Below are 24619 nucleotides of genomic sequence, written 5' to 3'. Positions count from 1 at the left end.
TTTGTTGGTGCAGAGTGCATCAGATAACGCGGGAGAATTGCTGCTGGCGAACCTGGCGGCGGAGATAAATATCAAAGCACATGCAGATGTTGCGGATCAGCAGACGACCGCGCGGCGTGACCTGAATGTGATTTTCACCGAATTCCACCAGACCGTCTTTGACAAGCGGATCCAGCAACGCTAAATCATCGGCAAAGTAATCCGTAAACTGAATCCCGTAGCGTTTTTCGATATCAGCAAAATCCAGCTCGAAATGGCAGATCAGCGCTTTGATTACGTCGCGGCGCAGGCAATCGTCCCCGGTCATTTCCAGACCCCGCCACAACGCATTTCCTTCTGCTTCTACGCGGGCGTAGTAAGTTTTCAGGTCTTTTTCATTTTGCGCATAGGTGTCGCCCAGGATACTGATCGCCGAAACGCCCATGCCTAACAAATCGCTGTCGCCCTGCGTGGTGTAGCCCTGGAAGTTGCGATGCAATTTACCTTCGCGCTGCGCCACGGCCAGTTCATCATCCGGGCGGGCGAAGTGATCCATGCCGATAAAGCGGTATCCGGAATCCGTTAACGAAGCGATGGTTTCCTGCAAAATCTTCAGCTTTTCTTCGGCACCGGGTAAATCTGCATCTTTGATTTTGCGCTGAGCGGCGAACAGTTTCGGCATATGCGCGTAATTGAAAACACTCAGGCGGTCGGGGTTAAGCTGCGCTACGCGTTTTAGCGTAAACGCAAAACTTTCTGAGGTTTGTTTTGGCAGGCCGTAGATGAGATCGATATTGGTGGAGTTAAAACCCAGCGCACGCGCCCGTTCAATCAGCGCAAAAATGAAGTCTTCGTCCTGCTCGCGGTTTACCAGGCGTTGCACTTCTTTATTGAAATCCTGCACACCCATGCTCAGACGATTAAAACCTTCACTGCGCAGATGGTCGAGAACATCCAGCTCTATTTCACGCGGATCGACTTCCAGCGACATCTCTGCATCAGGCAGGATATCGAAGTGTGCCCGCAGAAGGCTCATCAGACGGCTTATCTGCGCTTTATTCAGGTAAGTCGGAGTACCACCGCCCCAATGAAGCTGGCTGACCTGACGGCCTTTAAAGAGCGGCGCACGGTGGCTGATCTCTTTCTCAAGGACATTAAGATATTCTTCGGCTTTATGCTGCTGACGGGTCACCAGTTTATTGCAGCCGCAGAAATAGCAGAGCTTATGGCAGAAAGGAATGTGCACATACAGCGAGAGGGAACGCTCAGGATAACGCCCAGCCGCTTTTTTAAAGGCTGCATTATCGTAGCTTTCGCTGAATTCGAGTGCTGTTGGATAGGATGTGTATCGCGGACCTGAGTAATTGTACTTCTGGATCAGCGCTAAATCCCAGACGGTTGTCTGTTCTGACATGGGGTGACTTACTCCTTCCGGCGCCGGATGCTGCCGGTTCGCCTCACAGGCAGGCTTTGGGCCTGCCGTGCAAAGGTCGCTCTGCGCAAACGTGCTTTGGTTTTCGATAACCGCCGTAGTTTACCGAATAACCAAAGCAGATAACATGCAAAGAGTAAGGCTATTGCCGGGATGACCCAGCGCATGGCTTAGAAACCGTCTTTTGGATTTCCGCGCTTAAGCAACTGCATCATGTCTTCGTTTTTCTCTTCTTCTTCTTCTTCATCTTCGTCGTCGCCGAGTTCAATGCCGAGGATTTCCATCAGAACATCAATGCGATCCAGCGTCTGATCAACATAAGCCTGATCTTCTGCGCTAAGAGCTTTGCCATCGTCGATGAGATCCAACAGCGAATCCAGACGCGCATCATTTTCCAGCAGCGTCAGTTCTTCTTGCGGTGACATTTTTGGTGTTGCATCTTGCTTCGGCTGAGCCGCTTTTTTAGCCTTCGCCGCATTGTTGGTGACAGTTTCAATAATCAATGGCACGGCTTTCTTGCTGCCGATGCGCGGATCGGATTTTTTAGCATCAGAACCGCTTTGGTTCTGGGCTGCCCCCGGATTAGCGCGTGAGCCAGCTTTATGGCCACGACGCTTGTTGTCACGCTTGCGTTCGCGCGCTTCGATATCAAGCTCGACGCGATTTTTCTTCTTTGTTTTAGTTGTCGCGGTATTGGCACGCGGGGCTTTCGCTGGCTGTTTCATGGCATCTGCTCTTAGGTGTGTACATTTAGTATAGATTTGCGCCGGAATCTAGCAGAAAGCGAACAAAGAAAAAAGGCAGCAAGGTAACCTTGCTGCCTTTTTCTTTCCTTCATCAGAAGGATATTCATCAAACACGTTCCCTGTATAGCGTCAACGTCCCGGTTTTTCCTTTGCCTTTCAGAGCCTCCAGCCCCGTTCATCCTTAAATCGCAATGCATTTCCTGTGATCCGTGAATGCAAAATTCATCCGTGTTTCCCTACTTGCCTTCATCGCGTAAGAATTACTTTACCCGACTGGCGCAAAGGCTCAAGATACCCGCCAATCGCCTGTGAGGTTTCGGAAACACTCAAAATATATCTTATTGATTAAGATAAGAATTAAAGAATACTGCGATAAAACAAGCGAAATATCCCGCATCATGAATAGCAAATGTCTTACATCATGAAGGCAATTTCCCCCGCCTTCATCTCTGTGGTCCCTTCGCCTCATTATTCGGATTTCAAAAACACGAACACATCTCGGCTCTGTTGCAGTTATAATCGCCAGCCAGATACTCATGCCTCACGGAGACGCACGTTTTGACCAGCCAAACATACAACTATCATATGACCCATTTCGTCATGAGCGCCCCGGATATCCGGCACTTGCCAGCTGACGAAGGCATTGAAGTCGCATTTGCTGGTCGTTCAAACGCCGGCAAATCCAGTGCGCTGAATACACTGACACAGCAAAAAAGCCTCGCACGTACCAGTAAAACACCGGGACGTACTCAGCTGATCAACCTGTTCGAAGTCAAACCAGGCATCCGTCTGGTCGATTTGCCGGGTTACGGTTACGCGGAAGTACCGGAAGAAATGAAACGCAAATGGCAGCGCGCGCTGGGCGAATATCTGCAAATGCGTAACTCGCTGAAAGGTCTGGTTGTGCTGATGGATATCCGTCATCCGCTTAAAGATCTGGATCAGCAGATGATTCAGTGGGCTGTCGATGTCGGTACGCCGGTCATGTTATTGCTGACTAAAGCCGACAAACTGGCTTCCGGTGCGCGTCAGGCACAGATCAAAATGGTCCGTGAAGCGGTAAAAGAATTCATGGGCGATATTCAGGTAGAAGCGTTCTCCTCGCCGAAGAAAATGGGCGTGGATAAACTAAGCGACAAGCTGAACACCTGGTTCAGTGAGATCCCACCGGAAGTACTGGAAGAAGAATTGTCCGGCGAATAAAGTTGCCGGCCATTTTTGAATGGCATGTTAAGTAAAAAACATCATCAGGGTGGCCAGCAGGTTGCCCTTTTTTATGGGTCGCGTTTGAGCGAAATCTTTAGCAACGCCATGAAAAGCACAATAAAAAACGCCCCAGACATAAATGCCTGGGGCGGCTAAAATATTCAGCCAAATCCGATTACGTGAAGTAAAAGGTCTGAAAGATAGAACATCTTACCTCTGTACCCTACGAGAGAAACTTTACCCTATTTCCTGACGGGGAAAAAGAACTTTTTGTAGTTTACTTACACAAAAATCGTGGATTATGCGATCACCTTCAAGGTCTGAGCACATAATTCTGTAGCTTAATTACAAAAAAAGCTTAATTCCTATCCACTTAGTCAAATTATCACTTAGTGAGCCTGATCCCAGTTTTCACCCGTTCCGACATCCACTTTTAGCGGAACTGCCAGCGTCATACTCGCTTCCATCAGATCGCGAATTTTCTCGCTCGCTGCCGTGACATCATCCTTATGCACCTCAAACACCAGTTCATCGTGTACCTGCATGATGATGCGGGCACGCGGAGCATCCGGTTGTTTCAGCCAGTCAGCGACGCTGATCATGGCGCGTTTGATAATGTCCGCCGCCGTTCCCTGCATCGGGGCGTTGATTGCAGCACGCTCGGCGCCTTTACGACGCATGGCGTTACTGGATTTAATATCTGGCAGATACAGACGGCGGCCATCAAGCGTTTCAACATAGCCCTGCTCAGACGCCTGAGTGCGGGTGCGCTCCATATATTCGAGTACGCCCGGATAGCGCTCGAAATACAAATCCATATAACGCTGGGACTCTTTACGGGAATGTTCAACTGACGGGACAAACCGAAAGCGCTCATGCCATAAATCAGACCGAAGTTAATTGCCTTGGCGCTGCGACGCTGTTCGCCGGTGACGCTTTCCAGCGGCGTGCCAAAGACTTCCGCTGCGGTCGCCCGGTGAATATCTTTGCCTTCAGCAAACGCTTTCAGCAAACCTTCATCTTTGGATAAATGTGCCATGATACGCAACTCAATCTGCGAGTAGTCGGCAGCCAGAATGATGTAATCTTTTGGCGCAATAAAAGCCTGACGAATGCGACGGCCTTCATCATTTCGCACCGGGATATTTTGCAGGTTGGGATCACTGGAGGAAAGACGACCGGTGGCCGTCACCGCCTGATGATACGAGGTATGAACCCGGCCAGAAAGCGGGTTGATCATCAAAGGCAGTTTGTCGGTATAGGTTGATTTCAGCTTCGCCAGACCACGATATTCCAGAATCACTTTCGGCAACGGATAATCCAGTGCCAGTTCAGCCAGAACTTCTTCATTCGTCGATGGCGCGCCGCCCGGCGTTTTCTTCAGAATCGGCAATTTCTGTTTTTCATACAAAATAGCCTGAAGCTGTTTGGTCGAAGAAAGATTAAAAGGTTCTTCCGCCAGCTCGTGCGCTCTGTTTTCCAGCTCGTTCAGGCGAATTGCCAGCTCTTTAGAGTGAGCAGCCAAAATATTCTGGTCAATCAAGACACCGGTGCGTTCGATATGAGACAGAACAGGCACCAGAGGCATTTCAATTTCAGTGAAGACTTTCTTCAGCGATTCACTTTCCTGAATACGTGGCCAGAGCGCCTGATGCAATTGCAACGTGACGTCCGCATCTTCAGCAGCATACGGCGCGGCCTGTTCGAGAGCGATCTGGTTGAAAGTCAGCTGGTTTTTGCCTTTCCCCGCAATCTCTTCAAAACCTACGGTTTTATGCCCAAGGTAACGATCTGCCAGACTGTCCATATCATGGCGGCCTGACACACTGTCAAGCACGTACGATTCAAGCATTGTGTCGTAAGCGATGCCTTTCATTTCGATGTCATAGCGCATTAAGATGCCGCGATCGAATTTCAGGTTCTGCCCGACTTTCAACTGCTTCTCGTCTTCCAGTAACGGTTTAAATTGCTTAAGCACTTCATCGCGATCAAGTTGTACCGGCGCATCCAGATAATCGTGAGCAACGGGCAGATAAGCGGCTTTGCCTGGTTCTGTCGCTAAAGACAGCCCAATCAGGTTGGCCGTCAGCGTATCCAGACCATCGGTTTCTGTATCGAAAGCGAAAACGTCGGAGGCTTTCAGATAACCGATCCATTCGTCCAGAGTCGCCTGATCCAGAATCGTGGCATAACCTTCCTGAGAAAGCTGTTTGCGTTCAAGAGGTTGCTCTGCTGAGGTGACTTCCGTTGCTTCTGAATTCTTTTTCGATGCGGCTGACGCTTTAACTGCAGATTTTTTACCGCTCAGCCAGGTGCCCGATTCAACATCGGCCAGCCAGCGTTTAAATTCATAACGGCCAAATAACTGATGAAGCTCATCAGCATCAGGTTCTGAAACGGTCAGTTCAGCACAGGTTAAATCGAGCTTAACATCTGTTTTAATGGTTGCCAGCTGATAGGACAGATAAGCGACGTCTTTATTTTCCGCAAGCTTCGCGGCCATGGTTTTAGAACCACGGAAACTTAATGTCGAAACCTTATCAAGATCAGCATACAACGCATCAAGGCCGCCAATACCCTGCAATAGGGCTTGTGCGGTTTTCTCCCCAACACCCGGCACGCCCGGAATGTTATCCGAAGAATCACCCATAAGTGCCAGGAAATCGATAATCAGTTCAGGCGGTACACCATACTTCTCAACGACTTCTTCAGGCCCAAGAATCGCATTATTCATGGTGTTAATCAGCGTAACGCCCGGTGTAACCAGTTGCGCCATATCTTTATCGCCGGTACTGATAAGAACGGCATGACCCGCCTTTTCCGCTTCCAGTGCCAGAGTACCGATCACGTCGTCAGCTTCCACGCCGGAAACCACCAGCAGCGGCAACCCCATGGCTTTAACCATTTGATGCAAAGGCTCAATCTGCGAACGCAGATCATCAGGCATCGGAGGACGATGTGATTTGTACTGTTCAAAAAGTTCGTCACGGAAGGTTTTGCCTTTCGCGTCGAAAACCACGGCGACATGGCTTGGTGTGTATTGCAGCAATAAACTGCGCAACATATTAAGCACACCATACATCGCACCTGTCGGTTCACCCACTGAGTTGGTCAGCGGCGGGAACGCATGATAAGCGCGATAAAGGTAAGACGAACCGTCCACCAAGATTAAGGGGTTTTCTGCTATCTGGGCCATAACTCTTCTTCATTCGTGATCAGACATGCTCTAAGGATGCCATAGCCAGCCGGAAAGACGAACCTCAGGAGGAAAAATCATTGCGAACTTGCGAGGGATCTCGAAGGATCGTCCTGTGGATAAGTTTGTGAATAGTTTCTACAGGGAATTATTCTCTGAATTGCATCGGGAAATGTTGCAGAATTTTAACTACTGGTTTCATGAGGTTATAGTCAGTATGCGCGGGATCGTAGTGTAATAGAAACTTAATGGCTTTTGTGGATAGTAATATTTATTCAAAAGCATTCCTGGTAAAAAACATTTATATTTTAGCCTGCAATCATTTCTGGTTTTTAATTTTACCAAAATATAACGCCAGCCCGAAGGCTGGCGTTGGGATCAACACGTCTTATTTTTTTGTCGATAAGAAGTTAATGACATCAGAGTATTGTTTGACGTAAATGTCCATTGAACTGGTATCAAGTCCTTCATTTTTAACCATATATTTGCCGTTCACAAATACAGAAGGCACGCCTTGCAGACCCAGATCGGCAGCGGCTTTTTCCTGCTGAACAACCAGTGATTTCACCACAAAACTGTTAAGTGCAGCATCATAGTCTTCACCTTTCACACCCGCCTGAATAAATACCTTACGGATATCATCAGCAGTCTGTACAGACTGCTGTTTCTGAACGGCATCAAACATCAGCGGGCTGACTTTATCCTCAACACCCAACGCAATAGCAACAGCCCATGCCTGAGTTAATTGTTTACCCAAAGGCCCCAGGAATTCCACGTGGTATTTGGTGTATTTCACATCTTTTGGCAGGTTCTTACGGATGCTGTCTGATACATGCCAGACTTGTTCAAACTGGTAGCAGTGCGGGCAATAAAATGAGAAGAACTCGATTACCTGTGGTTCATTAGCAACGGTTTTATCTAAAGTAACGTATTGTGCACCATCAGAAAACTGTGCTGCAGATACACTGAAGGCCATAACCATACCAACCAGTGCCAGGAATATCTTTTTCATATATAGCCTATCTCCATTTAATTAAACTTCGAATATTAATCGTGACTCAATACATTGGCATCAGCTGTAAAGGAGGTGCCTGTAATTTCTTAATTTGCTCGGTGAAAGCGGCTATCTGACCACGCCAAAAGTCTTCGTCCTGCATCCACGGGAAGCTTTTTGGAAACGCCGGATCCCCCCAGCGCTTCGCGACCCAGGCCAGGTAATAAATCATGCGCATAGCACGCAGCGGCTCAATTAAGGCCAGTTCACTGGAATCAAAATCGGCAAATTCCTCATAAGCTTCCAGCAAGATATCTAACTGAATTCGTTGTTCACTTTGCTCGCCATGCAATAGCATCCACAAATCCTGAACGGCCGGTCCGGTGCGGGCATCATCCATATCGACAAACAGCGGACCATCACGCCAGAGAATATTTCCCGGATGGCAATCGCCATGCAGACGTAATGGCTGCCAGTCCGTATGCCAAAATTCCCGCGTCGTGCTTATCAGGTTATCAGTAACTGATAAGAAAGGTTCGCGCAGGCTGACAGGGATAAGGGAACATTGTGCAAGAACTTCGCGCGGCTGCGTCAGATACTCATCCAAACCTATCGTAGGACGCACTTTGAACTGGCTCTGACTACCAACCTGATGAATGCGCCCAAGAAAGCGGCCTACCCATTCCAGCTGATCCAGGTTATCGATTTCATACTGACGGCCACCGACACTGGGAAACACAGTGAATAAGTAACCCTGATGGCGGTGAAGAGTATCTTTATTGATAGAAAGGGGAGCGACAGCCGGTATTTCAGCATGAGCCATATCAAGCGAAAAACGGTGTTCTTCGTAAATTTGCGCTTCGCTCCAGCGTTCCGGGCGGTAAAATTTCACGACGTACCGTTTTCTGTCTTCACCAAGAAACTGGTAAACCCTATTCTCATAGCTGTTTAATGCAGTGAGGCCGGACTCAGCGACAAGACCGACACTCTCTAAAGCATCAAGGATAAGATCCGGCGACAATGCCTGAAAATTAAATGCTGAATTATTCATGACTTCATTCGGATTGGCCGCACAGAAAAATGACAATGCGAAATAGTATCATCTATTTTTAGCGGCACGCATGAAGTTCACATAAGTTTACATCAATCTTTAATCACGCCACGGGCACGTAAAAGAGCGGTTTTAAAGTCATCCTCGTAGTCTTTCTTAAGCCCCGGGATTTCCGCTGTGCTATCGGTACCACGCATTTTAAGGTGATAAATCAAGGTGTCATCGCTCAGTTCACCCAACGGCCCCTGGTAACCACATTCGGTCGCCAGTTTCTGAATAAACTCCATCAGATTCAGATCACAATCTTCTTTCCATGCCGGATGCAGTAATTCAATCAACTCGTTTACGCGATGCTCTTTCACAGTATTTCTCTCCATTAGCTTACAGACCCTAAAAATAACAGGGTTATTTCCTTTGGGGAAGAGCAAGCTTATGACGAAAAGTTAAACCTGCCCGCGCTTATCGTTAGACGTTACAATCATCACAATACAAATTTCCCGGCAGGAAAATTATGAACCGCAGTGATATTACTGGCGTTATTTTGGCTGGTGGCCGCTCAACCAGAATGGGCGAAGATAAGGGGCTGGTGGAAGTCAATGGGCGGCCACTATTTGAACATATCGCCGAGAAATTACGACCTCAGGTCGGTGAAATCCTAATCAGCTGTAACCAGAATGCTGAACGTTATGGGAGGGATTTTATGACCGTTCCGGATATTACACCCGACTTCTCCGGCCCGCTGGCTGGCATGCTTGCCGCATTATCGGTGAGTAAAACCGAATGGATACTCTTTGTCCCCTGTGATGTTCCTGCCTTCCCAGACAATCTTGCTGAAGCATTGAGGGCCGAAGCTGACGGGCAGCAGGCCGTTTATGCTCGTGATCCTGAAAGAGCCCATCCGACACTTTGCCTTCTGAATCGAAAAGTTATGCCAGATCTTGAATCCTATCTTGGAAATGGTGACAGAAAACTGATGTTTTTCTTCGAAAAAATAGGCGCTAAATCAGCTCTGTTCCAGGATCCTTCAGCTTTTTCAAACCTCAATACACCGGAAGATGTTGAACTTTGGAAGGCTAGTCAGCGAGACATCAAACTATGAAAAGTACACAGATCCCTTTACTTGGAATCGTCGCATACAGCGGAACAGGTAAGACGACGCTGCTGAAACAACTCATCCCGTATTTACGTTCACGTGGTATCCGGACAGGCCTGATAAAGCATACTCATCATGATGTTGACGTAGATTCTCCGGGAAAGGATAGCTTCGAGCTACGCAAAGCTGGCGCGGATCAGACTATGGTCGCCAGCAACAACAGGTGGGCACTTATAACGGAGACACCTCAGCAAAATCAGCCTGATCTTCACTATCTGGCCAGCCGCTTTGACGGCCACAGTCTGGATATGATTTTAGTGGAGGGGTTCAAGCATGAGGGAATTGAAAAGATTGCCCTTCACAGAGAAGAAACAGGAAGACCGTCGGATCAGTTAATCGATGAGCATGTGCTTGCTGTTGCTACGGATCTTACTTCAGCAGCCGTTTTCAACAATATCAGGGTTTTAGATCTTAATAACCCTGATGAAATAGGTGAGTTTATCGTCGAATGGTTGGAAAAAAAGAGAGAATAGGCGCGACATCTGCTCCTGCTCATTCAATATTTCTCAAATTCCACATAGCAAAAAGCCCTGTACGTCAGTACAGGGCTTTCCACTTGTTTGATGCCTGGCAGTTCCCTACTCTCGCATGGGGAGACCCCACACTACCATCGGCGCTACGGCGTTTCACTTCTGAGTTCGGCATGGGGTCAGGTGGGACCACCGCGCTACTGCCGCCAGGCAAATTCTGTTTCATCCATAACGCTTACCCTGTCTCAGGTTTGCACTACGAACCAATCTCGGAACATCAGCTGAAAATCAAAGTATCTGCACAGAATCTCTAAAAACACCTTTGGTGTTGTAAGGTTAAGCCTCTCGGGTCATTAGTACTGGTTAGCTCAATGCATCGCTGCACTTACACACCCAGCCTATCAACGTCTTAGTCTTAAACGTCCCTTCAGGTGGCTTAAAGCCACAGGGAAGACTCATCTCGAGGCAAGTTTCGCGCTTAGATGCTTTCAGCGCTTATCTTTTCCGCATTTAGCTACCGGGCAATGCCATTGGCATGACAACCCGAACACCAGTGATGCGTCCACTCCGGTCCTCTCGTACTAGGAGCAGCCCCTCTCAATCTTCCAACGCCCACGGCAGATAGGGACCGAACTGTCTCACGACGTTCTAAACCCAGCTCGCGTACCACTTTAAACGGCGAACAGCCGTACCCTTGGGACCTACTTCAGCCCCAGGATGTGATGAGCCGACATCGAGGTGCCAAACACCGCCGTCGATATGAACTCTTGGGCGGTATCAGCCTGTTATCCCGGAGTACCTTTTATCCGTTGAGCGATGGCCCTTCCATTCAGAACCACCGGATCACTATGACCTACTTTCGTACCTGCTCGAGCCGTCACTCTCGCAGTCAAGCTAGCTTATGCCATTGCACTAACCTCACGATGTCCGACCGTGATTAGCTAACCTTCGTGCTCCTCCGTTACTCTTTAGGAGGAGACCGCCCCAGTCAAACTACCCACCAGACACTGTCCTCACCCCGGATTACGGGGCCGAGTTAGAACATCAAACATTAAAGGGTGGTATTTCAAGGTTGGCTCCACAAGAACTGGCGTCCTCGCTTCAAAGCCTCCCACCTATCCTACACATCAAGGCTCAATGTTCAGTGTCAAGCTATAGTAAAGGTTCACGGGGTCTTTCCGTCTTGCCGCGGGTACACTGCATCTTCACAGCGAGTTCAATTTCACTGAGTCTCGGGTGGAGACAGCCTGGCCATCATTACGCCATTCGTGCAGGTCGGAACTTACCCGACAAGGAATTTCGCTACCTTAGGACCGTTATAGTTACGGCCGCCGTTTACCGGGGCTTCGATCAAGAGCTTCGCATTGCTGCTAACCCCATCAATTAACCTTCCGGCACCGGGCAGGCGTCACACCGTATACGTCCACTTTCGTGTTTGCACAGTGCTGTGTTTTTATTAAACAGTTGCAGCCAGCTGGTATCTTCGACTGGATTCAGCTCCGGGAGCAAGTCCCTTCACCTACGCGCCAGCGTGCCTTCTCCCGAAGTTACGGCACCATTTTGCCTAGTTCCTTCACCCGAGTTCTCTCAAGCGCCTGAGTATTCTCTACCTGACCACCTGTGTCGGTTTGGGGTACGATTTCGTGTTACCTGGAGCTTAGAGGCTTTTCCTGGAAGCATGGCATCAACTACTTCACCACCGTAGTGGCTCGTTATCACGCCTCAGGGTTATACAAAAGAGCGGATTTACCAACTCTTCCCCCCTACACGCTTGAACCGGGACAACCGTCGCCCGGCTAGCCTAGCCTTCTCCGTCCCCCCTTCGCAGTAACACCAAGTGCTGGAATATTAACCAGCTTCCCATCGACTACGCTTTTCAGCCTCGCCTTAGGGGTCGACTCACCCTGCCCCGATTAACGTTGGACAGGAACCCTTGGTCTTCCGGCGTGCGGGTTTTTCACCCGCATTATCGTTACTTATGTCAGCATTCGCACTTCTGATACCTCCAGCAAACCTCACAGTTCACCTTCGACGGCTTACAGAACGCTCCCCTACCCAACAACGCATAAGCGTCGCTGCCGCAGCTTCGGTGCATGGTTTAGCCCCGTTACATCTTCCGCGCAGGCCGACTCGACCAGTGAGCTATTACGCTTTCTTTAAATGATGGCTGCTTCTAAGCCAACATCCTGGCTGTCTATGCCTTCCCACATCGTTTCCCACTTAACCATGACTTTGGGACCTTAGCTGGCGGTCTGGGTTGTTTCCCTCTTCACGACGGACGTTAGCACCCGCCGTGTGTCTCCCGTGATAACATTCTTCGGTATTCGTAGTTTGCATCGAGTTGGTAAGCCGGGATGGCCCCCTAGTCGAAACAGTGCTCTACCCCCGAAGATGAGTTCACGAGGCGCTACCTAAATAGCTTTCGGGGAGAACCAGCTATCTCCCGGTTTGATTGGCCTTTCACCCCCAGCCACAAGTCATCCGCTAATTTTTCAACATTAGTCGGTTCGGTCCTCCAGTTAGTGTTACCCAACCTTCAACCTGCCCATGGCTAGATCACCGGGTTTCGGGTCTATACCTTGCAACTTGACGCCCAGTTAAGACTCGGTTTCCCTACGGCTCCCCTATACGGTTAACCTTGCTACAAAATATAAGTCGCTGACCCATTATACAAAAGGTACGCAGTCACCCCATAAAAGAGGCTCCCACTGCTTGTACGTACACGGTTTCAGGTTCTATTTCACTCCCCTCGCCGGGGTTCTTTTCGCCTTTCCCTCACGGTACTGGTTCACTATCGGTCAGTCAGGAGTATTTAGCCTTGGAGGATGGTCCCCCCATATTCAGACAGGATGTCACGTGTCCCGCCCTACTCATCGAACTCACAATCTGTGCATTTTTGTGTACGGGACTATCACCCTATACTGTGCGACTTTCCAGACGCTTCCACTAACACACAAACTGATGCTGGTTCTGGGCTCTTCCCCGTTCGCTCGCCGCTACTGGGGGAATCTCGGTTGATTTCTTTTCCTCGGGGTACTTAGATGTTTCAGTTCCCCCGGTTCGCCTCATTACACTATGTATTCATGTAATGATAATGTGTCGAAACACACTGGGTTTCCCCATTCGGGTATCGTCGGTTATTACGGTTCATATCACCTTACCGACGCTTTTCGCAGATTAGCACGCCCTTCATCGCCTCTGACTGCCTAGGCATCCACCGTGTACGCTTAGTCGCTTAACCTCACAACCCGAAGGTGTTTCCACCATCGCATTGCGATTATTTGAGAGACTCTGTTACAGACTAATCACCACTCAGTACTTCTACGGAGAGTGATGTTCAGCTGTAAACTTTCAATTTTCAGCTTGTTCCAGATTGTTAAAGAGCAATATCTTAAACACGACTCGTTAAAGTCATCTTTAAGATTTTTTATCGTTCATTAAGAACGGTTGATAATGTCTTTCACACATTATCGGATTGGCGTCCCCAAGGGGATTCGAACCCCTGTTACAGCCGTGAAAGGGCAGTGTCCTAGGCCTCTAGACGATGGGGACACGAAAAATCCGTACCAGACCGTATAACGGTATGGCACTTTTCGCATCAGCGTAAGGTCTCCCTTACCGCATCAACAGGTGCTCTTGCTCATTAATTTCATCAGACAATCTGTGTGGACACTGCACAATGCGTATCTTGAGGTAAGGAGGTGATCCAACCGCAGGTTCCCCTACGGTTACCTTGTTACGACTTCACCCCAGTCATGAATCACAAAGTGGTAAGCGCCCTCCCGAAGGTTAAGCTACCTACTTCTTTTGCAACCCACTCCCATGGTGTGACGGGCGGTGTGTACAAGGCCCGGGAACGTATTCACCGTAGCATTCTGATCTACGATTACTAGCGATTCCGACTTCATGGAGTCGAGTTGCAGACTCCAATCCGGACTACGACATACTTTATGAGGTCCGCTTGCTCTCGCGAGTTTGCTTCTCTTTGTATATGCCATTGTAGCACGTGTGTAGCCCTACTCGTAAGGGCCATGATGACTTGACGTCATCCCCACCTTCCTCCGGTTTATCACCGGCAGTCTCCTTTGAGTTCCCGACATTACTCGCTGGCAACAAAGGATAAGGGTTGCGCTCGTTGCGGGACTTAACCCAACATTTCACAACACGAGCTGACGACAGCCATGCAGCACCTGTCTCAGAGTTCCCGAAGGCACTAAGCTATCTCTAGCGAATTCTCTGGATGTCAAGAGTAGGTAAGGTTCTTCGCGTTGCATCGAATTAAACCACATGCTCCACCGCTTGTGCGGGCCCCCGTCAATTCATTTGAGTTTTAACCTTGCGGCCGTACTCCCCAGGCGGTCGACTTAACGCGTTAGCTCCGGAAGCCACGCCTCAAGGGCACAACCTCCAAGTCGACATCGTTTACAGCGTGGACTACCAGGGTATCTAATCCTGTTTGCTCCCCACGCTTTCGCACCTGAGCGTCAGTCTTTGTCCAGGGGGCCGCCTTCGCCACCGGTATTCCTCCAGATCTCTACGCATTTCACCGCTACACCTGGAATTCTACCCCCCTCTACAAGACTCTAGCTTGCCAGTTTCAAATGCAGTTCCCAAGTTAAGCTCGGGGATTTCACATCTGACTTAACAAACCGCCTGCGTGCGCTTTACGCCCAGTAATTCCGATTAACGCTTGCACCCTCCGTATTACCGCGGCTGCTGGCACGGAGTTAGCCGGTGCTTCTTCTGCGAGTAACGTCAATGCAATGTGCTATTAACACATTACCCTTCCTCCTCGCTGAAAGTGCTTTACAACCCTAAGGCCTTCTTCACACACGCGGCATGGCTGCATCAGGCTTGCGCCCATTGTGCAATATTCCCCACTGCTGCCTCCCGTAGGAGTCTGGACCGTGTCTCAGTTCCAGTGTGGCTGGTCATCCTCTCAGACCAGCTAGGGATCGTCGCCTAGGTGAGCCATTACCTCACCTACTAGCTAATCCCATCTGGGCACATCCGATGGCGTGAGGCCCGAAGGTCCCCCACTTTGGTCTTGCGACGTCATGCGGTATTAGCTACCGTTTCCAGTAGTTATCCCCCTCCATCAGGCAGTTTCCCAGACATTACTCACCCGTCCGCCGCTCGTCACCCAGAGAGCAAGCTCTCCTGTGCTACCGCTCGACTTGCATGTGTTAGGCCTGCCGCCAGCGTTCAATCTGAGCCATGATCAAACTCTTCAATTAAAAGTTCGATTTGCTTAAACAAGTTAAGCGGTGCTCAAAAATTAACTTTCGTAATAATTCACTAAATGAATTACTGCTTGGTCACTCTTTAAGACTTGATATTTTTTTGCCACCGAGGTGGCTGATATCGTCTTGTGAGTGCCCACACAGATTGTCTGATAAATTGTTAAAGAGCATGCCGCGGTTCGCAAGGAATCTTATGCGGCGCGGGAGGCGTATATTACGTTTTCCCGCTGAAGAGTCAAGAGATTATTCATTTGAACTTTCATCTTTTCTCTTCCTGTCCGAGCGACTTGTCAGTCGTTGTTCCCGGTCAGTGGAGGCGCATTATAGGGAGTTCTCAGAAGGCCGCAACCCCTAATTTCAATTATTTTATCAACCGTTCACTAATTCAACAATTTCACATGAATAGGATAATAAACACACTAAACCAGCTAAAAATGCGCCAGTTTAAAGCCTGAGGCTGACGTAAACTCTCCTTTATAATAAGAGAAAGACATTCAGGAATACCTTACATGCTACTCAATACACATCAACAGGCTGCTCAACGTAACCTTTCTTACTTACTGGCAGAGAAGATTGCACAACGTATTTTGTCTGGCGAGTATCCGGAGGGATCTATCCTTCCCGGGGAAAACGAGCTGGGGGAGATTTTTGGCGTCAGCCGGACGGCGGTGCGTGAGGCGGTAAAAACGTTAACAGCAAAAGGAATGCTCTTGCCGCGACCACGTATAGGTACGCGGGTGATGCCACAATCGAGCTGGAACTTCCTCGATCAGGAATTACTGACATGGTGGATGACAAGGGAGAACTTTGATGAAGTGATGGCACATTTTATTGTTTTGCGCCGCGCGCTGGAGCCGCAGGCTTGTGCTCTTGCGGCAATCTCCGCCACCAGGGAGCAAAAGCATCAGCTCTCTCTCTATATGTCTGAAATGCGCCAGTTGCATAAGCGCTTTGACCGGGAACGCTGGATAACCGTCGATACTCAATTTCACCAGCTCATCTATGAAGCGGGGAAAAATCCTTTCCTGACTTCATTTTCGAATTTGTTCAGTTCGGTCTACCAAAGCTATTTCCGGGCGATCACGGAAAATGAAGTCATCAAGCTGGAACATCACCAGCGCCTGACGGATGCCATCCTTACTGGTAACGCAAATGTCGCATTACAGGAATGCCAGCGTCTGTTACTGGCTGATGAGTGATCCTACAGACTGACGCACTACCAGCTCCGGCGTGAGCACTAAAACCTGAGGCTCTGATTCCGGATCTTGCAGACGATGCAATAATGCATCCACGGCCAGTTCACCCAGAGAATCTTTCGGCTGATGAATGGTTGTCAGTGGCGGCATCATATACTGCGCCAGCTGAATGTCATCGTATCCCACAACAGCCACATCATCGGGCACGCGTATTCCTCGCTGATAAAGCGCCTGATAGACGCCCACGGCCATCGCATCATTGCTGGCAAAAACGGCATGAGGCGGTACAGGCAACATCAGCAACTGCTCCATCGCTACCAGACCGCCGCCAAATTCAAAGTCACTGCTGACTTCATAACCGGGCAGGATCTCCAGACCGGCTTTTTTCATAGCCTTACGGTATCCGTTCAGCCGTTCCTGCGCCGTCGTTTTGTCCAGCGGACCGGTGATACAGGCAATACGACTGTATCCGTGACGGATTAAATGATCCGTCGCCATCTCGCCGCCCAGCAACGCATTATCCTGAATGACATCGATTGAACCTTCGAAGGGCGACCAGTCCATCATCACAATAGGTAGTGAAGGATAGCGGCTGATAGCATCTTTCGAAGGCCTGTGGTTTTCAGTACACATGATCAATAACCCGTCGACGCGCTTTTGCAAAAGCGTTTCCAGACTGCGGTTCATGCGTTCTGCGTCCCCGTCGGTATTACAGAGGATCAGACTGTAACCGCGTTCATAACAGCTGCGCTCAACGCCACGAACCACTTCGGAATAAAACGGGTTACTGCTGGCGGTCAGCAACATTCCGAGGGTGCGGGTTTGGTTGAGCTTAAGGCTTCGGGCTAACGCGGAGGGGGCATAGTTAAGTTGTTCAACGGCGGCATTCACTTTGTCGGCAATGGATTCGCTGACAAAGCGATTTTTATTGATGACATGAGAAACTGTAGAGGTTGAAACGCCCGCGAGGCGGGCGACATCTTTCATGGTGGCCAATCAGGCCTCCTGTTGAGCAAGAAAATCGTCGATTTCTTTACGCCACGGAACCGAGGGTTGCGCGCCAGGGCGTGTTACGGCTATCGCGGCAGCGGCATGGGCGAAACGCACGGCATTGTCCATGGTTTTGCCTTCGAGCAACGCGGTGACTAATGCACCGTTAAAGGTATCGCCGGCGGCGATGGTATCCACGGCTTTCACGCGGAACCCGGCAACCTGCTTACCTTCACCATTCTGGCTCAGCCAGACACCTTTACTTCCCATTGTAATGATGACCGTCGCGATACCTTTGTCATGGAGTACGCGTGCAGCACGCGCAGCGTCATCATTATTGTCGACTTTAATCCCCGTCAGCTTTTCGGCTTCGGTTTCGTTCGGGGTGATCATATCCACCCGCGCCAGCAATTCATCAGGCAGTTCACAGGCCGGAGCCGGGTTAAGGATGACCTGCGTGCCGTTATCTTTAGCCAGCTTCGCCGCTGCGATAACTGTTTCCAGCGGAGATTCCAGCTGCATCAGCAGGGCTGAGGCGTCGATAATGTTTTGTTTGTAACGCTCAAGATAGTCAGGCGTGACGGCTTTGTTTGCCCCCGCATCGATACCAATGACATTCTCACCTTCCGCATTCACAAAAATCAGCGCTACGCCGGTGGTTGTCTCTTTGATGGCTTCGATAGGTTGCGTATCAATGTGGTCGCTCGCCAGCTGCTTGCGAACACGCTCGCCAATATCGTCATCTCCGACACAGGCAATAAATGAAATATCAGCACCACTGCGACCGGCAGCAACTGCCTGGTTTGCACCTTTACCGCCGAAAGCCACGGTGTATTGCTTACCGATTACGGTTTCACCCGGTTGCGGAAAGTGGTTGATATTCAAAATATGGTCGGCATTGATACTGCCGAGAACGACCAGTTTGCCTGTCTTCACGTGTTGCTCCCTGAGTTAAATAGCGCCCCCGTAAGGAGGCGCGCAGATACAGCGTCAATATTACGGCTGAGCAACCAGTTTCAAATCAACAGGGATAACCGCCGGGACTTTTTCGCCTTTCAGCACTTTGTCTGCAGTTTGGACGCCGATTACGCCGATTTGTTCAGGACGTTGTGCCACGGTAGCGCCCATTTTGCCACCGTTGACCGCTTTGATGCCGTCATCTGTGCCGTCAAAACCGACAACCAGCACGTCAGTTTTACCGGCAGTCTGCAGGGCACGCAATGCGCCGAGCGCCATTTCGTCATTCTGAGCAAAGACTGCCTGCACATCCTGATGCGCGGTCAGCAGGTTTTGCATCACGTTCAGACCTTTGGTGCGGTCGAAGTCAGCAGGCTGGCTGGCGAGGATTTTGAAATGGTGCTTTTCAGCGGCCTGTGCAAAACCTTTGCCGCGTTCACGGGCAACAGACGTTCCTGCAATCCCTTCCAGTTCGATAACTTTTGCGTTTTCGCCCAGTTTTTTGGCAATGTAATCGCCTGCCATCTGGCCGCCGAAGGCGTTATCAGAGGCAACGTGGCTGGCGACAACGCCCTTGGTCGCCTGACGGTCAAGGGTGATCACCGGGATTTTCGCCTGGTTTGCCATCGTAACGGCATTACCTACTGCGTCAGAATCTGTCGGGTTGATAAGAATCAACTTGGTACCACGAACGGTCAGGTCCTGCACGTTCGCCAGTTCTTTCGCCGGGTTGTTCTGAGAATCCAGAACCACCAGGTTATAACCCAGTTTGTCGGCTTCTTTTTGCGCGCCGTCTTTCATGGAAACGAAGAACGGGTTATTCAACGTTGAAACGACCAGTGCAATAGTGTCTTTCGCCAGAACGTTAGCACTGAAGGAAGCGGTGATCGCTGCGGCGGAAACCCAGACAGCCAGTTTTTTCATATTCATGGTCATAAGTCCTGTAGGAGAGTTTATTTGTTGCTTTTGTTATCCACCAGAACCGCCAGCAGAATGACGACTGCTTTTACGATCATCTGGTAGTAGGAAGAAACACCTAATAAGTTCAAACCGTTATTCAGGAAGCCAAGGATCAAAGCACCGATCAGGGTGCCGACAATACGTCCTTTCCCGCCGGAGAGGCTGGTTCCCCCTAAAACCACAGCGGCAATCGCATCCAGCTCGTAACCGGTCCCCGCATTAGGCTGCGCGGAAGACAGACGCGCCACTTCGATGATACTGGCCAGAGCCGCCAGCAGCCCGCACAGGGAGTAGACGATGATTTTGACTTTATCGACGCTGATACCTGACAGACGCGTGGCAGACTCATTACCGCCCAGCGCGTAGATATAACGCCCTAACCGGGTGTGATGCAGCATGTACCAGACTGCAATAAACACCACGGCCATCAGCCAGACTGGGGTAGGAATACCCAGCGGACGTCCGATACCAAACCAACCGAATACGTCTGCTACATCGTTAAAACCGGTGCTGATCGGGCTGCCGTTGGTATAAACCATCGTGATACCGCGCAGCAGTAACATCATGACCAGCGTGGCAATAAACGCCTGCACCTTGCCTTTCGCAACAATCAACCCCGTGACAGCGCCGACACCGGCACCCAGCGCCAGCGCGCCCGCCACAGCAACCAGTGCATTAACTTCCAGCCCGACAATTGATGCGGCAACCGCACCGGTCAGCGCCAGCAAAGAGCCGACAGACAAATCGATACCGGAAGTCAGGATAACCAACGTCATGCCCACGGCCATAATGGCGTTGACCGACGTTTGCTGAAGAATGTTGAACAGGTTATTGACCGTGAAGAAGTTCGGGCTCAACGAGGAAACCACGGCAATCAACACCAGCAGTGCAATCAGAGACTTTTGCTCCAACAACAACTCTTTACTGATCCAGCGCTTTTTGGCTGGCAATGTCTGAGAACTCATATCTGATTACTCCTGCGTCACGCCGTATTGCTTGCCGACAGCGGCTGCCATCAGCACTTCTTGCGTTGCCTGTTCTATCGGGAATTCACCGCTCAAATGGCCTTCATGCATCACTAAAATCCGGTCGCTCATGCCGATCACTTCCGGCATTTCCGAGGAGACTAAAATGATGCTCAGCCCTTCGCGCTTGAACTGGTTAATAAGCTGGTAAATCTCTTTTTTCGCGCCAACGTCAACGCCACGTGTCGGTTCGTCGAGGATCAGGACTTTTGGCCGCGTCATTAATCCGCGGGCAATCGCCACTTTTTGCTGATTCCCGCCGGAAAGCAGGCCGATGGTCTGCATCATCGATGGCGTTTTTATATTGAAGAGGCGAATGAAATCGCCCACAGCCTGTTGCTCGTCGGCATGTTTCAAACGCCCGCCGCCGTGGCTGAAATAGCGCAACGCGGTCAGTGACATGTTTTCTTTCACCGACATCCCGAGCACCAAACCATCACGCTTACGGTCTTCGGAAATGTAGACGATGCCGTTTGCCAGCCCGTCCTGCGGAGAATGTGTGACGACCTCGCGGCCATCCAGCGAAACGTAACCACTTTTACGCGGCAACGCGCCGTAGAGAATTTTCATCAGTTCAGTACGGCCCGCGCCCATCAGGCCAGACACGCCGAGGATTTCGCCGCTGTGAAGTTCAAAGCTGACGTTATCCACACCCGGACCGCATAAATTACGGACCTGCAAACGCAGTGCGCCGCGTTCGTGGTTTATCCGCGGATACTGTTCTTCTAGACGACGGCCCACCATCATTTCGATCAACGTATCTTCTTGCAGTTCGCTGACCGGACGTTCAGCAATAAACTGACCGTCACGGAATACGGTGACGTCATCGCAAATCTCAAAAATCTCTTTCAGGCGATGGGAGATATACACCACGCCACATCCGGCGGCTTTCAGTTCGCGAATGACGTTAAATAAAGACGCCGTTTCGGTATCGGTGAGCGCATCAGTCGGTTCATCCATAATGATGACTTTAGATTCAAAGCTCAGCACTTTGGCGATCTCAACCATCTGCTGGTCGCCAATCGATAATTCACCGACCAGCCGGTCGCTTTTGTAACGCAGATTCAGACGCGCCAGGAGTTTATCGGCTTCGGCATACATCTTTTTCCAGTTGATGCGGCCAAAGCCATTGACGAACTCACGGCCAAGGAAAATGTTTTCAGCGATAGTCAGTTGTGGGATCAGGTTTAATTCCTGATGGATGATGCCAATCCCCGCTTCCTGAGAAGCTTTCGGGCCATTGAAGGTGGTTTCCTTGCCAAGAAACTGTACTGAGCCGGCATCTTTCTGGTAGATGCCGGTCAGCACTTTCATCATGGTGGACTTGCCCGCGCCGTTTTCTCCCACCAGCGCCATCACACGTCCCGGATAAACGCTGAGCGCCGCGCCGGAAAGTGCTTTTACGCCGGGAAAGGCTTTATCAATCCCTGTCAGTTTCAGCAAAGGTTGCATAAAGGCCTCAGAAGGTTACGCCGGCACACAGAATAACGTTCGCGTAAGGCGAACATTCCCCGCTGCGGATCACAGCCCGACTTTTTTCGCTTTGCGCTTTGAATGCCTCATGACTGACGTAATCCAAAGCAATGGTATTTCCCTGGTGTTGTTCGAGTTGTGTCAATTGGGCGAGTAACGCTTCATGGAGTTGAGGATTGTTAGTGAGGATTTCCTCGGCGAGGATAGCCCGCTCAACCTGCATCTCGTGTGTCACTACCTCTAAGACTTGTAAAAAGGTGGGGACTCCCTGGGTTAGCGCCAGATCGATGCGTTGGCAAGCTGCTGGCACCGGAAGACCGGCATCGCCAATAACCAGCTGATCGGTATGACCTAACCGGGCAATAACATTTGAGATTTCGGCATTTAATAGCGGTGACTTCTTCATTTTGACTCCTACAGCGAAACGTTTCGCTCATGGATGAGTTTATGAAACTCGCAGAACAAGGCAATGAAGATGTGATGGAATTGTGATCAGCGTCGAAACGTTTCGCTGAACGCTTCATAAAACGCAGCTCAATTTGAGTTAGCACTTAAATAAAGGGAAAGGGCAGAAATAAAACAGGGCACCCGAGGGTGCCCTGTTGAAAGCAGAAAGGGAAATCAGATTTCCACCTGCGTACCGAGTTCGATCACACGATTCGGCGGGATCTCAAACTGGTCCGGCGCGCGCAGGGCGTTACGGCTCAGCGCCATAAACAGTTTTCCGCGGAAATACAGATACCATGGACGCTTGGTGAGGATCAGCGATTCGTGCGACATGAAGAACGACGTTTCCATCATCCTGCACGGCAATCCTTCCAGACCACATCGATGGAAGACTTCTTCCACATTCGGCGTTTCTTTAAACCCGTAACTCGCGACCACACGCCAGAACGTCGGCGACAGCTGTTCAATGGTGACACGCCGGACGTTATGTACATAAGGCGCATCTTCCGTTCTCAACGTCAGCAGGACAACACGCTCATGCAACACTTTGTTGTGCTTAAGGTTATGCAGCAACGCAAATGGAATCACGTTGATGGCACGGGACATATAAACCGCAGTCCCCGGAACGCGAACTGGCGGTGATTTCTCCAGTGAAGCAATCATCGCTTCGAGTGAATTCCCGTGTTCGTTCATGCGGCGCATAAGACGGAAACGCTCGCTTTTCCAGGTGGTCATGACGATAAACATGCACAGACCCAGCGTCAGTGGCAGCCAGCCACCGGAGAACAGTTTTGTGGCGTTCGCCGCAAACAGCGGGATATCCATAAACAGCAGGGCAATCAGTAAAAGCCCGACCAGGAAAGGTTTCCAGTGCCAGTTTTTTAGCGCCACCGTGCAGGAGAGAATACTGGTCAGCACCATGGTGCCGGTGACGGCAATACCATAAGCCGCCGCCAGATTACTCGAATGCTCGAAGCTGGCAATCACGATAACCACCGCGAAATACAGCAGCCAGTTAATCGCCGGGATGTAGATCTGACCCGCTTCCATTTCTGAGGTATGGATAATGCGCATCGGCGGTAAATAGCCCAAACGCACCGCCTGACGGGTCAGGGAGAACACACCGGAAATCACGGCCTGAGACGCGATGATAGTTGCCAGCGTCGCCAGAATCAGTAACGGAATCAGCGCCCAGTCAGGTGCCAGCAGGAAGAAGGGGTTTTTGATCGCTTCCGGATTTTTCAGCAGCAACGCGCCCTGACCGAAGTAGTTCAGTACCAGAGAAGGCAATACCACGGTGAACCAGGCCAGACGGATCGGGAATTTCCCAAAATGCCCCATATCCGCATACAACGCTTCTACACCGGTGATTGACAGCACGACCGCGCCGAGCGCCAGGAAGGAAAAGGACTTATGCTCAATAAAGAAGTTAACCGCCCACATCGGGTTCATGGCGCGCAGCACTTCCGGATTCTGCATGATGCTGTTCACACCGAGGATCGCCAGCGACAGGAACCACAGCAACATAACCGGGGCAAAGAGTTTGCCCACAATGCCGGTGCCGTGCTTCTGAATTATGAAAAGCAACGTCAGAACAGAGATAGAAAGAGGGACGATATAAGGATCAAGGGCAGGCGCGGCGATTTCCAAACCTTCCATCGCGGAAAGCACCGAGATAGCCGGTGTGATCACCACTTCACCATAGAAGAAGCTGCCACCGATCAGGCCAAGAATCACCAAAACAGCGGTGGTACGTGCCGATGTATTTCTGCCCGCCAGAGACATCAGCGTCAGAATACCGCCTTCACCTGCGTTGTCCGCCCGCATCACGTAAGTGAGGTATTTGAGCGAAACAATGAGGATTAACATCCAGAAAATCAGAGAGAGAAAACCAAAAACGACGCTGGGTTCAACGTTGAAACCATAGTGACCAGAAAAACACTCTCTTAAGGTATAGAGAGGGCTGGTACCGATGTCGCCATAGACCACACCAATGGCGGCCAGGGTTACTGCTGGGAGTGACCGTTTATGTTCAGTGCTCATATTTTGTTTCTTTTTTGCTCGAACATCTGTAAGCGATGCGTGCGCTCAGTCTTATGAT

Annotated in this window: 17 protein-coding genes, 1 tRNA gene, 3 rRNA genes and 1 pseudogene; 4 read left to right on the top strand and 18 right to left on the bottom strand. The window is 50.2% G+C overall.

Annotated features, from left to right (window positions below):
• Positions 1-19: 19 nt before the first annotated feature.
• Positions 20-1393 carry an oxygen-independent coproporphyrinogen III oxidase gene (hemN, locus tag ACM5QY_RS04635; protein ID WP_416119432.1) on the bottom strand — a complete coding sequence of 458 codons (1374 nt, stop codon included), beginning with the start codon at positions 1391-1393 and terminating at the stop codon, positions 20-22.
• A gap of 188 nt (positions 1394-1581) precedes the next feature.
• Entirely contained in the window at positions 1582-2136 is a 555-nt protein-coding gene (gene yihI / locus ACM5QY_RS04630; protein ID WP_416119431.1) for a Der GTPase-activating protein YihI, read from the bottom strand.
• Positions 2137-2715: 579 nt separating this feature from the next.
• Here yihI and yihA point away from each other — a divergent pair.
• Positions 2716-3360 carry a ribosome biogenesis GTP-binding protein YihA/YsxC gene (gene yihA, locus ACM5QY_RS04625; RefSeq protein ID WP_410151203.1) on the top strand — a complete coding sequence of 215 codons (645 nt, stop codon included), beginning with the start codon at positions 2716-2718 and terminating at the stop codon, positions 3358-3360.
• A gap of 164 nt (positions 3361-3524) precedes the next feature.
• On the opposite strand, the gene spfP is transcribed toward yihA, so the two are convergent.
• From spfP to ACM5QY_RS04605, 5 genes and pseudogenes are all read right to left on the bottom strand, one after another.
• Positions 3525-3572, bottom strand: coding sequence for a small protein SpfP (gene spfP, locus ACM5QY_RS26495; RefSeq protein WP_071892919.1), 48 nt, complete (start codon positions 3570-3572; stop codon positions 3525-3527).
• Positions 3573-3752: 180 nt separating this feature from the next.
• Positions 3753-6559, bottom strand: a pseudogene (gene polA / locus ACM5QY_RS04620) (DNA polymerase I).
• A 388-nt stretch (positions 6560-6947) separates the two neighbouring features.
• Positions 6948-7571 carry a thiol:disulfide interchange protein DsbA gene (gene dsbA, locus ACM5QY_RS04615; protein ID WP_416119430.1) on the bottom strand — a complete coding sequence of 208 codons (624 nt, stop codon included), beginning with the start codon at positions 7569-7571 and terminating at the stop codon, positions 6948-6950.
• A gap of 46 nt (positions 7572-7617) precedes the next feature.
• On the bottom strand, positions 7618-8604 hold the full coding sequence (locus ACM5QY_RS04610) for a serine/threonine protein kinase (protein WP_416119429.1): 987 nt from the start codon (positions 8602-8604) through the stop codon (positions 7618-7620).
• Positions 8605-8696: 92 nt separating this feature from the next.
• Entirely contained in the window at positions 8697-8966 is a 270-nt protein-coding gene (locus tag ACM5QY_RS04605) for a YihD family protein (protein WP_101079961.1), read from the bottom strand.
• 149 nt (positions 8967-9115) lie between these two features.
• On the opposite strand from ACM5QY_RS04605, the gene mobA reads away from it, so the two are divergent.
• Both mobA and mobB read left to right on the top strand, forming a co-directional pair.
• Complete coding sequence (gene mobA / locus ACM5QY_RS04600) at positions 9116-9703, top strand: molybdenum cofactor guanylyltransferase MobA (protein ID WP_416119427.1); 588 nt, start codon at positions 9116-9118, stop codon at positions 9701-9703.
• The gene (gene mobB, locus ACM5QY_RS04595; protein WP_416119426.1) at positions 9700-10230 is read left to right on the top strand and encodes a molybdopterin-guanine dinucleotide biosynthesis protein MobB; all 531 of its coding nucleotides are present in this window, start codon (positions 9700-9702) and stop codon (positions 10228-10230) included. The genes mobA and mobB overlap by 4 nt, the downstream gene beginning before the upstream one ends.
• Before the next feature lie 92 nt (positions 10231-10322).
• On the opposite strand, the gene rrf is transcribed toward mobB, so the two are convergent.
• The 4 genes from rrf to ACM5QY_RS04575 all read right to left on the bottom strand — a co-directional run bounded on the left by rrf (position 10323) and on the right by ACM5QY_RS04575 (position 15464).
• A 5S ribosomal RNA gene (rrf, locus tag ACM5QY_RS04590) occupies positions 10323-10438 on the bottom strand.
• Positions 10439-10559: 121 nt separating this feature from the next.
• Positions 10560-13468 (bottom strand): 23S ribosomal RNA (locus ACM5QY_RS04585).
• A 235-nt stretch (positions 13469-13703) separates the two neighbouring features.
• Positions 13704-13779: transfer RNA gene (locus ACM5QY_RS04580), tRNA-Glu, on the bottom strand.
• Positions 13780-13921: 142 nt separating this feature from the next.
• A 16S ribosomal RNA gene (locus tag ACM5QY_RS04575) occupies positions 13922-15464 on the bottom strand.
• Together the 16S, 23S and 5S rRNA genes with 1 tRNA gene alongside form the textbook arrangement of a ribosomal RNA operon.
• A 515-nt stretch (positions 15465-15979) precedes the next feature.
• Here ACM5QY_RS04575 and ACM5QY_RS04570 point away from each other — a divergent pair.
• Positions 15980-16669 carry a FadR/GntR family transcriptional regulator gene (locus ACM5QY_RS04570; RefSeq protein WP_416119425.1) on the top strand — a complete coding sequence of 230 codons (690 nt, stop codon included), beginning with the start codon at positions 15980-15982 and terminating at the stop codon, positions 16667-16669.
• Here ACM5QY_RS04570 and rbsR read toward each other — a convergent pair.
• From rbsR to kup, 7 genes are all read right to left on the bottom strand, one after another.
• Positions 16652-17662 (bottom strand): ribose operon transcriptional repressor RbsR, encoded by a 1011-nt coding sequence (gene rbsR / locus ACM5QY_RS04565; protein WP_416119424.1) that lies wholly within the window; start codon positions 17660-17662, stop codon positions 16652-16654. The genes ACM5QY_RS04570 and rbsR overlap by 18 nt on opposite strands.
• Positions 17663-18592, bottom strand: a complete 930-nt coding sequence (gene rbsK, locus ACM5QY_RS04560) for a ribokinase (protein ID WP_416119422.1) — start codon at positions 18590-18592, stop codon at positions 17663-17665.
• 60 nt (positions 18593-18652) lie between these two features.
• Complete coding sequence (rbsB, locus tag ACM5QY_RS04555) at positions 18653-19543, bottom strand: ribose ABC transporter substrate-binding protein RbsB (protein WP_104923903.1); 891 nt, start codon at positions 19541-19543, stop codon at positions 18653-18655.
• A gap of 23 nt (positions 19544-19566) precedes the next feature.
• Entirely contained in the window at positions 19567-20538 is a 972-nt protein-coding gene (rbsC, locus tag ACM5QY_RS04550) for a ribose ABC transporter permease (RefSeq protein ID WP_416119420.1), read from the bottom strand.
• 6 nt (positions 20539-20544) lie between these two features.
• The gene (gene rbsA, locus ACM5QY_RS04545; RefSeq protein ID WP_195825551.1) at positions 20545-22050 is read right to left on the bottom strand and encodes a ribose ABC transporter ATP-binding protein RbsA; all 1506 of its coding nucleotides are present in this window, start codon (positions 22048-22050) and stop codon (positions 20545-20547) included.
• 7 nt (positions 22051-22057) lie between these two features.
• Entirely contained in the window at positions 22058-22477 is a 420-nt protein-coding gene (gene rbsD / locus ACM5QY_RS04540; protein ID WP_416119419.1) for a D-ribose pyranase, read from the bottom strand.
• A 215-nt stretch (positions 22478-22692) separates the two neighbouring features.
• On the bottom strand, positions 22693-24561 hold the full coding sequence (gene kup, locus ACM5QY_RS04535) for a low affinity potassium transporter Kup (RefSeq protein ID WP_416119418.1): 1869 nt from the start codon (positions 24559-24561) through the stop codon (positions 22693-22695).
• Positions 24562-24619: the final 58 nt, after the last annotated feature.

Origin of the sequence: Rahnella sp. PCH160, assembly GCF_047784855.1 — a bacterium.
GTDB lineage: Bacteria > Pseudomonadota > Gammaproteobacteria > Enterobacterales > Enterobacteriaceae > Rahnella.
The sequence above is the reverse complement of the archived record's forward strand: the minus strand, read 5'-3'. Positions and strand labels throughout refer to the sequence as shown.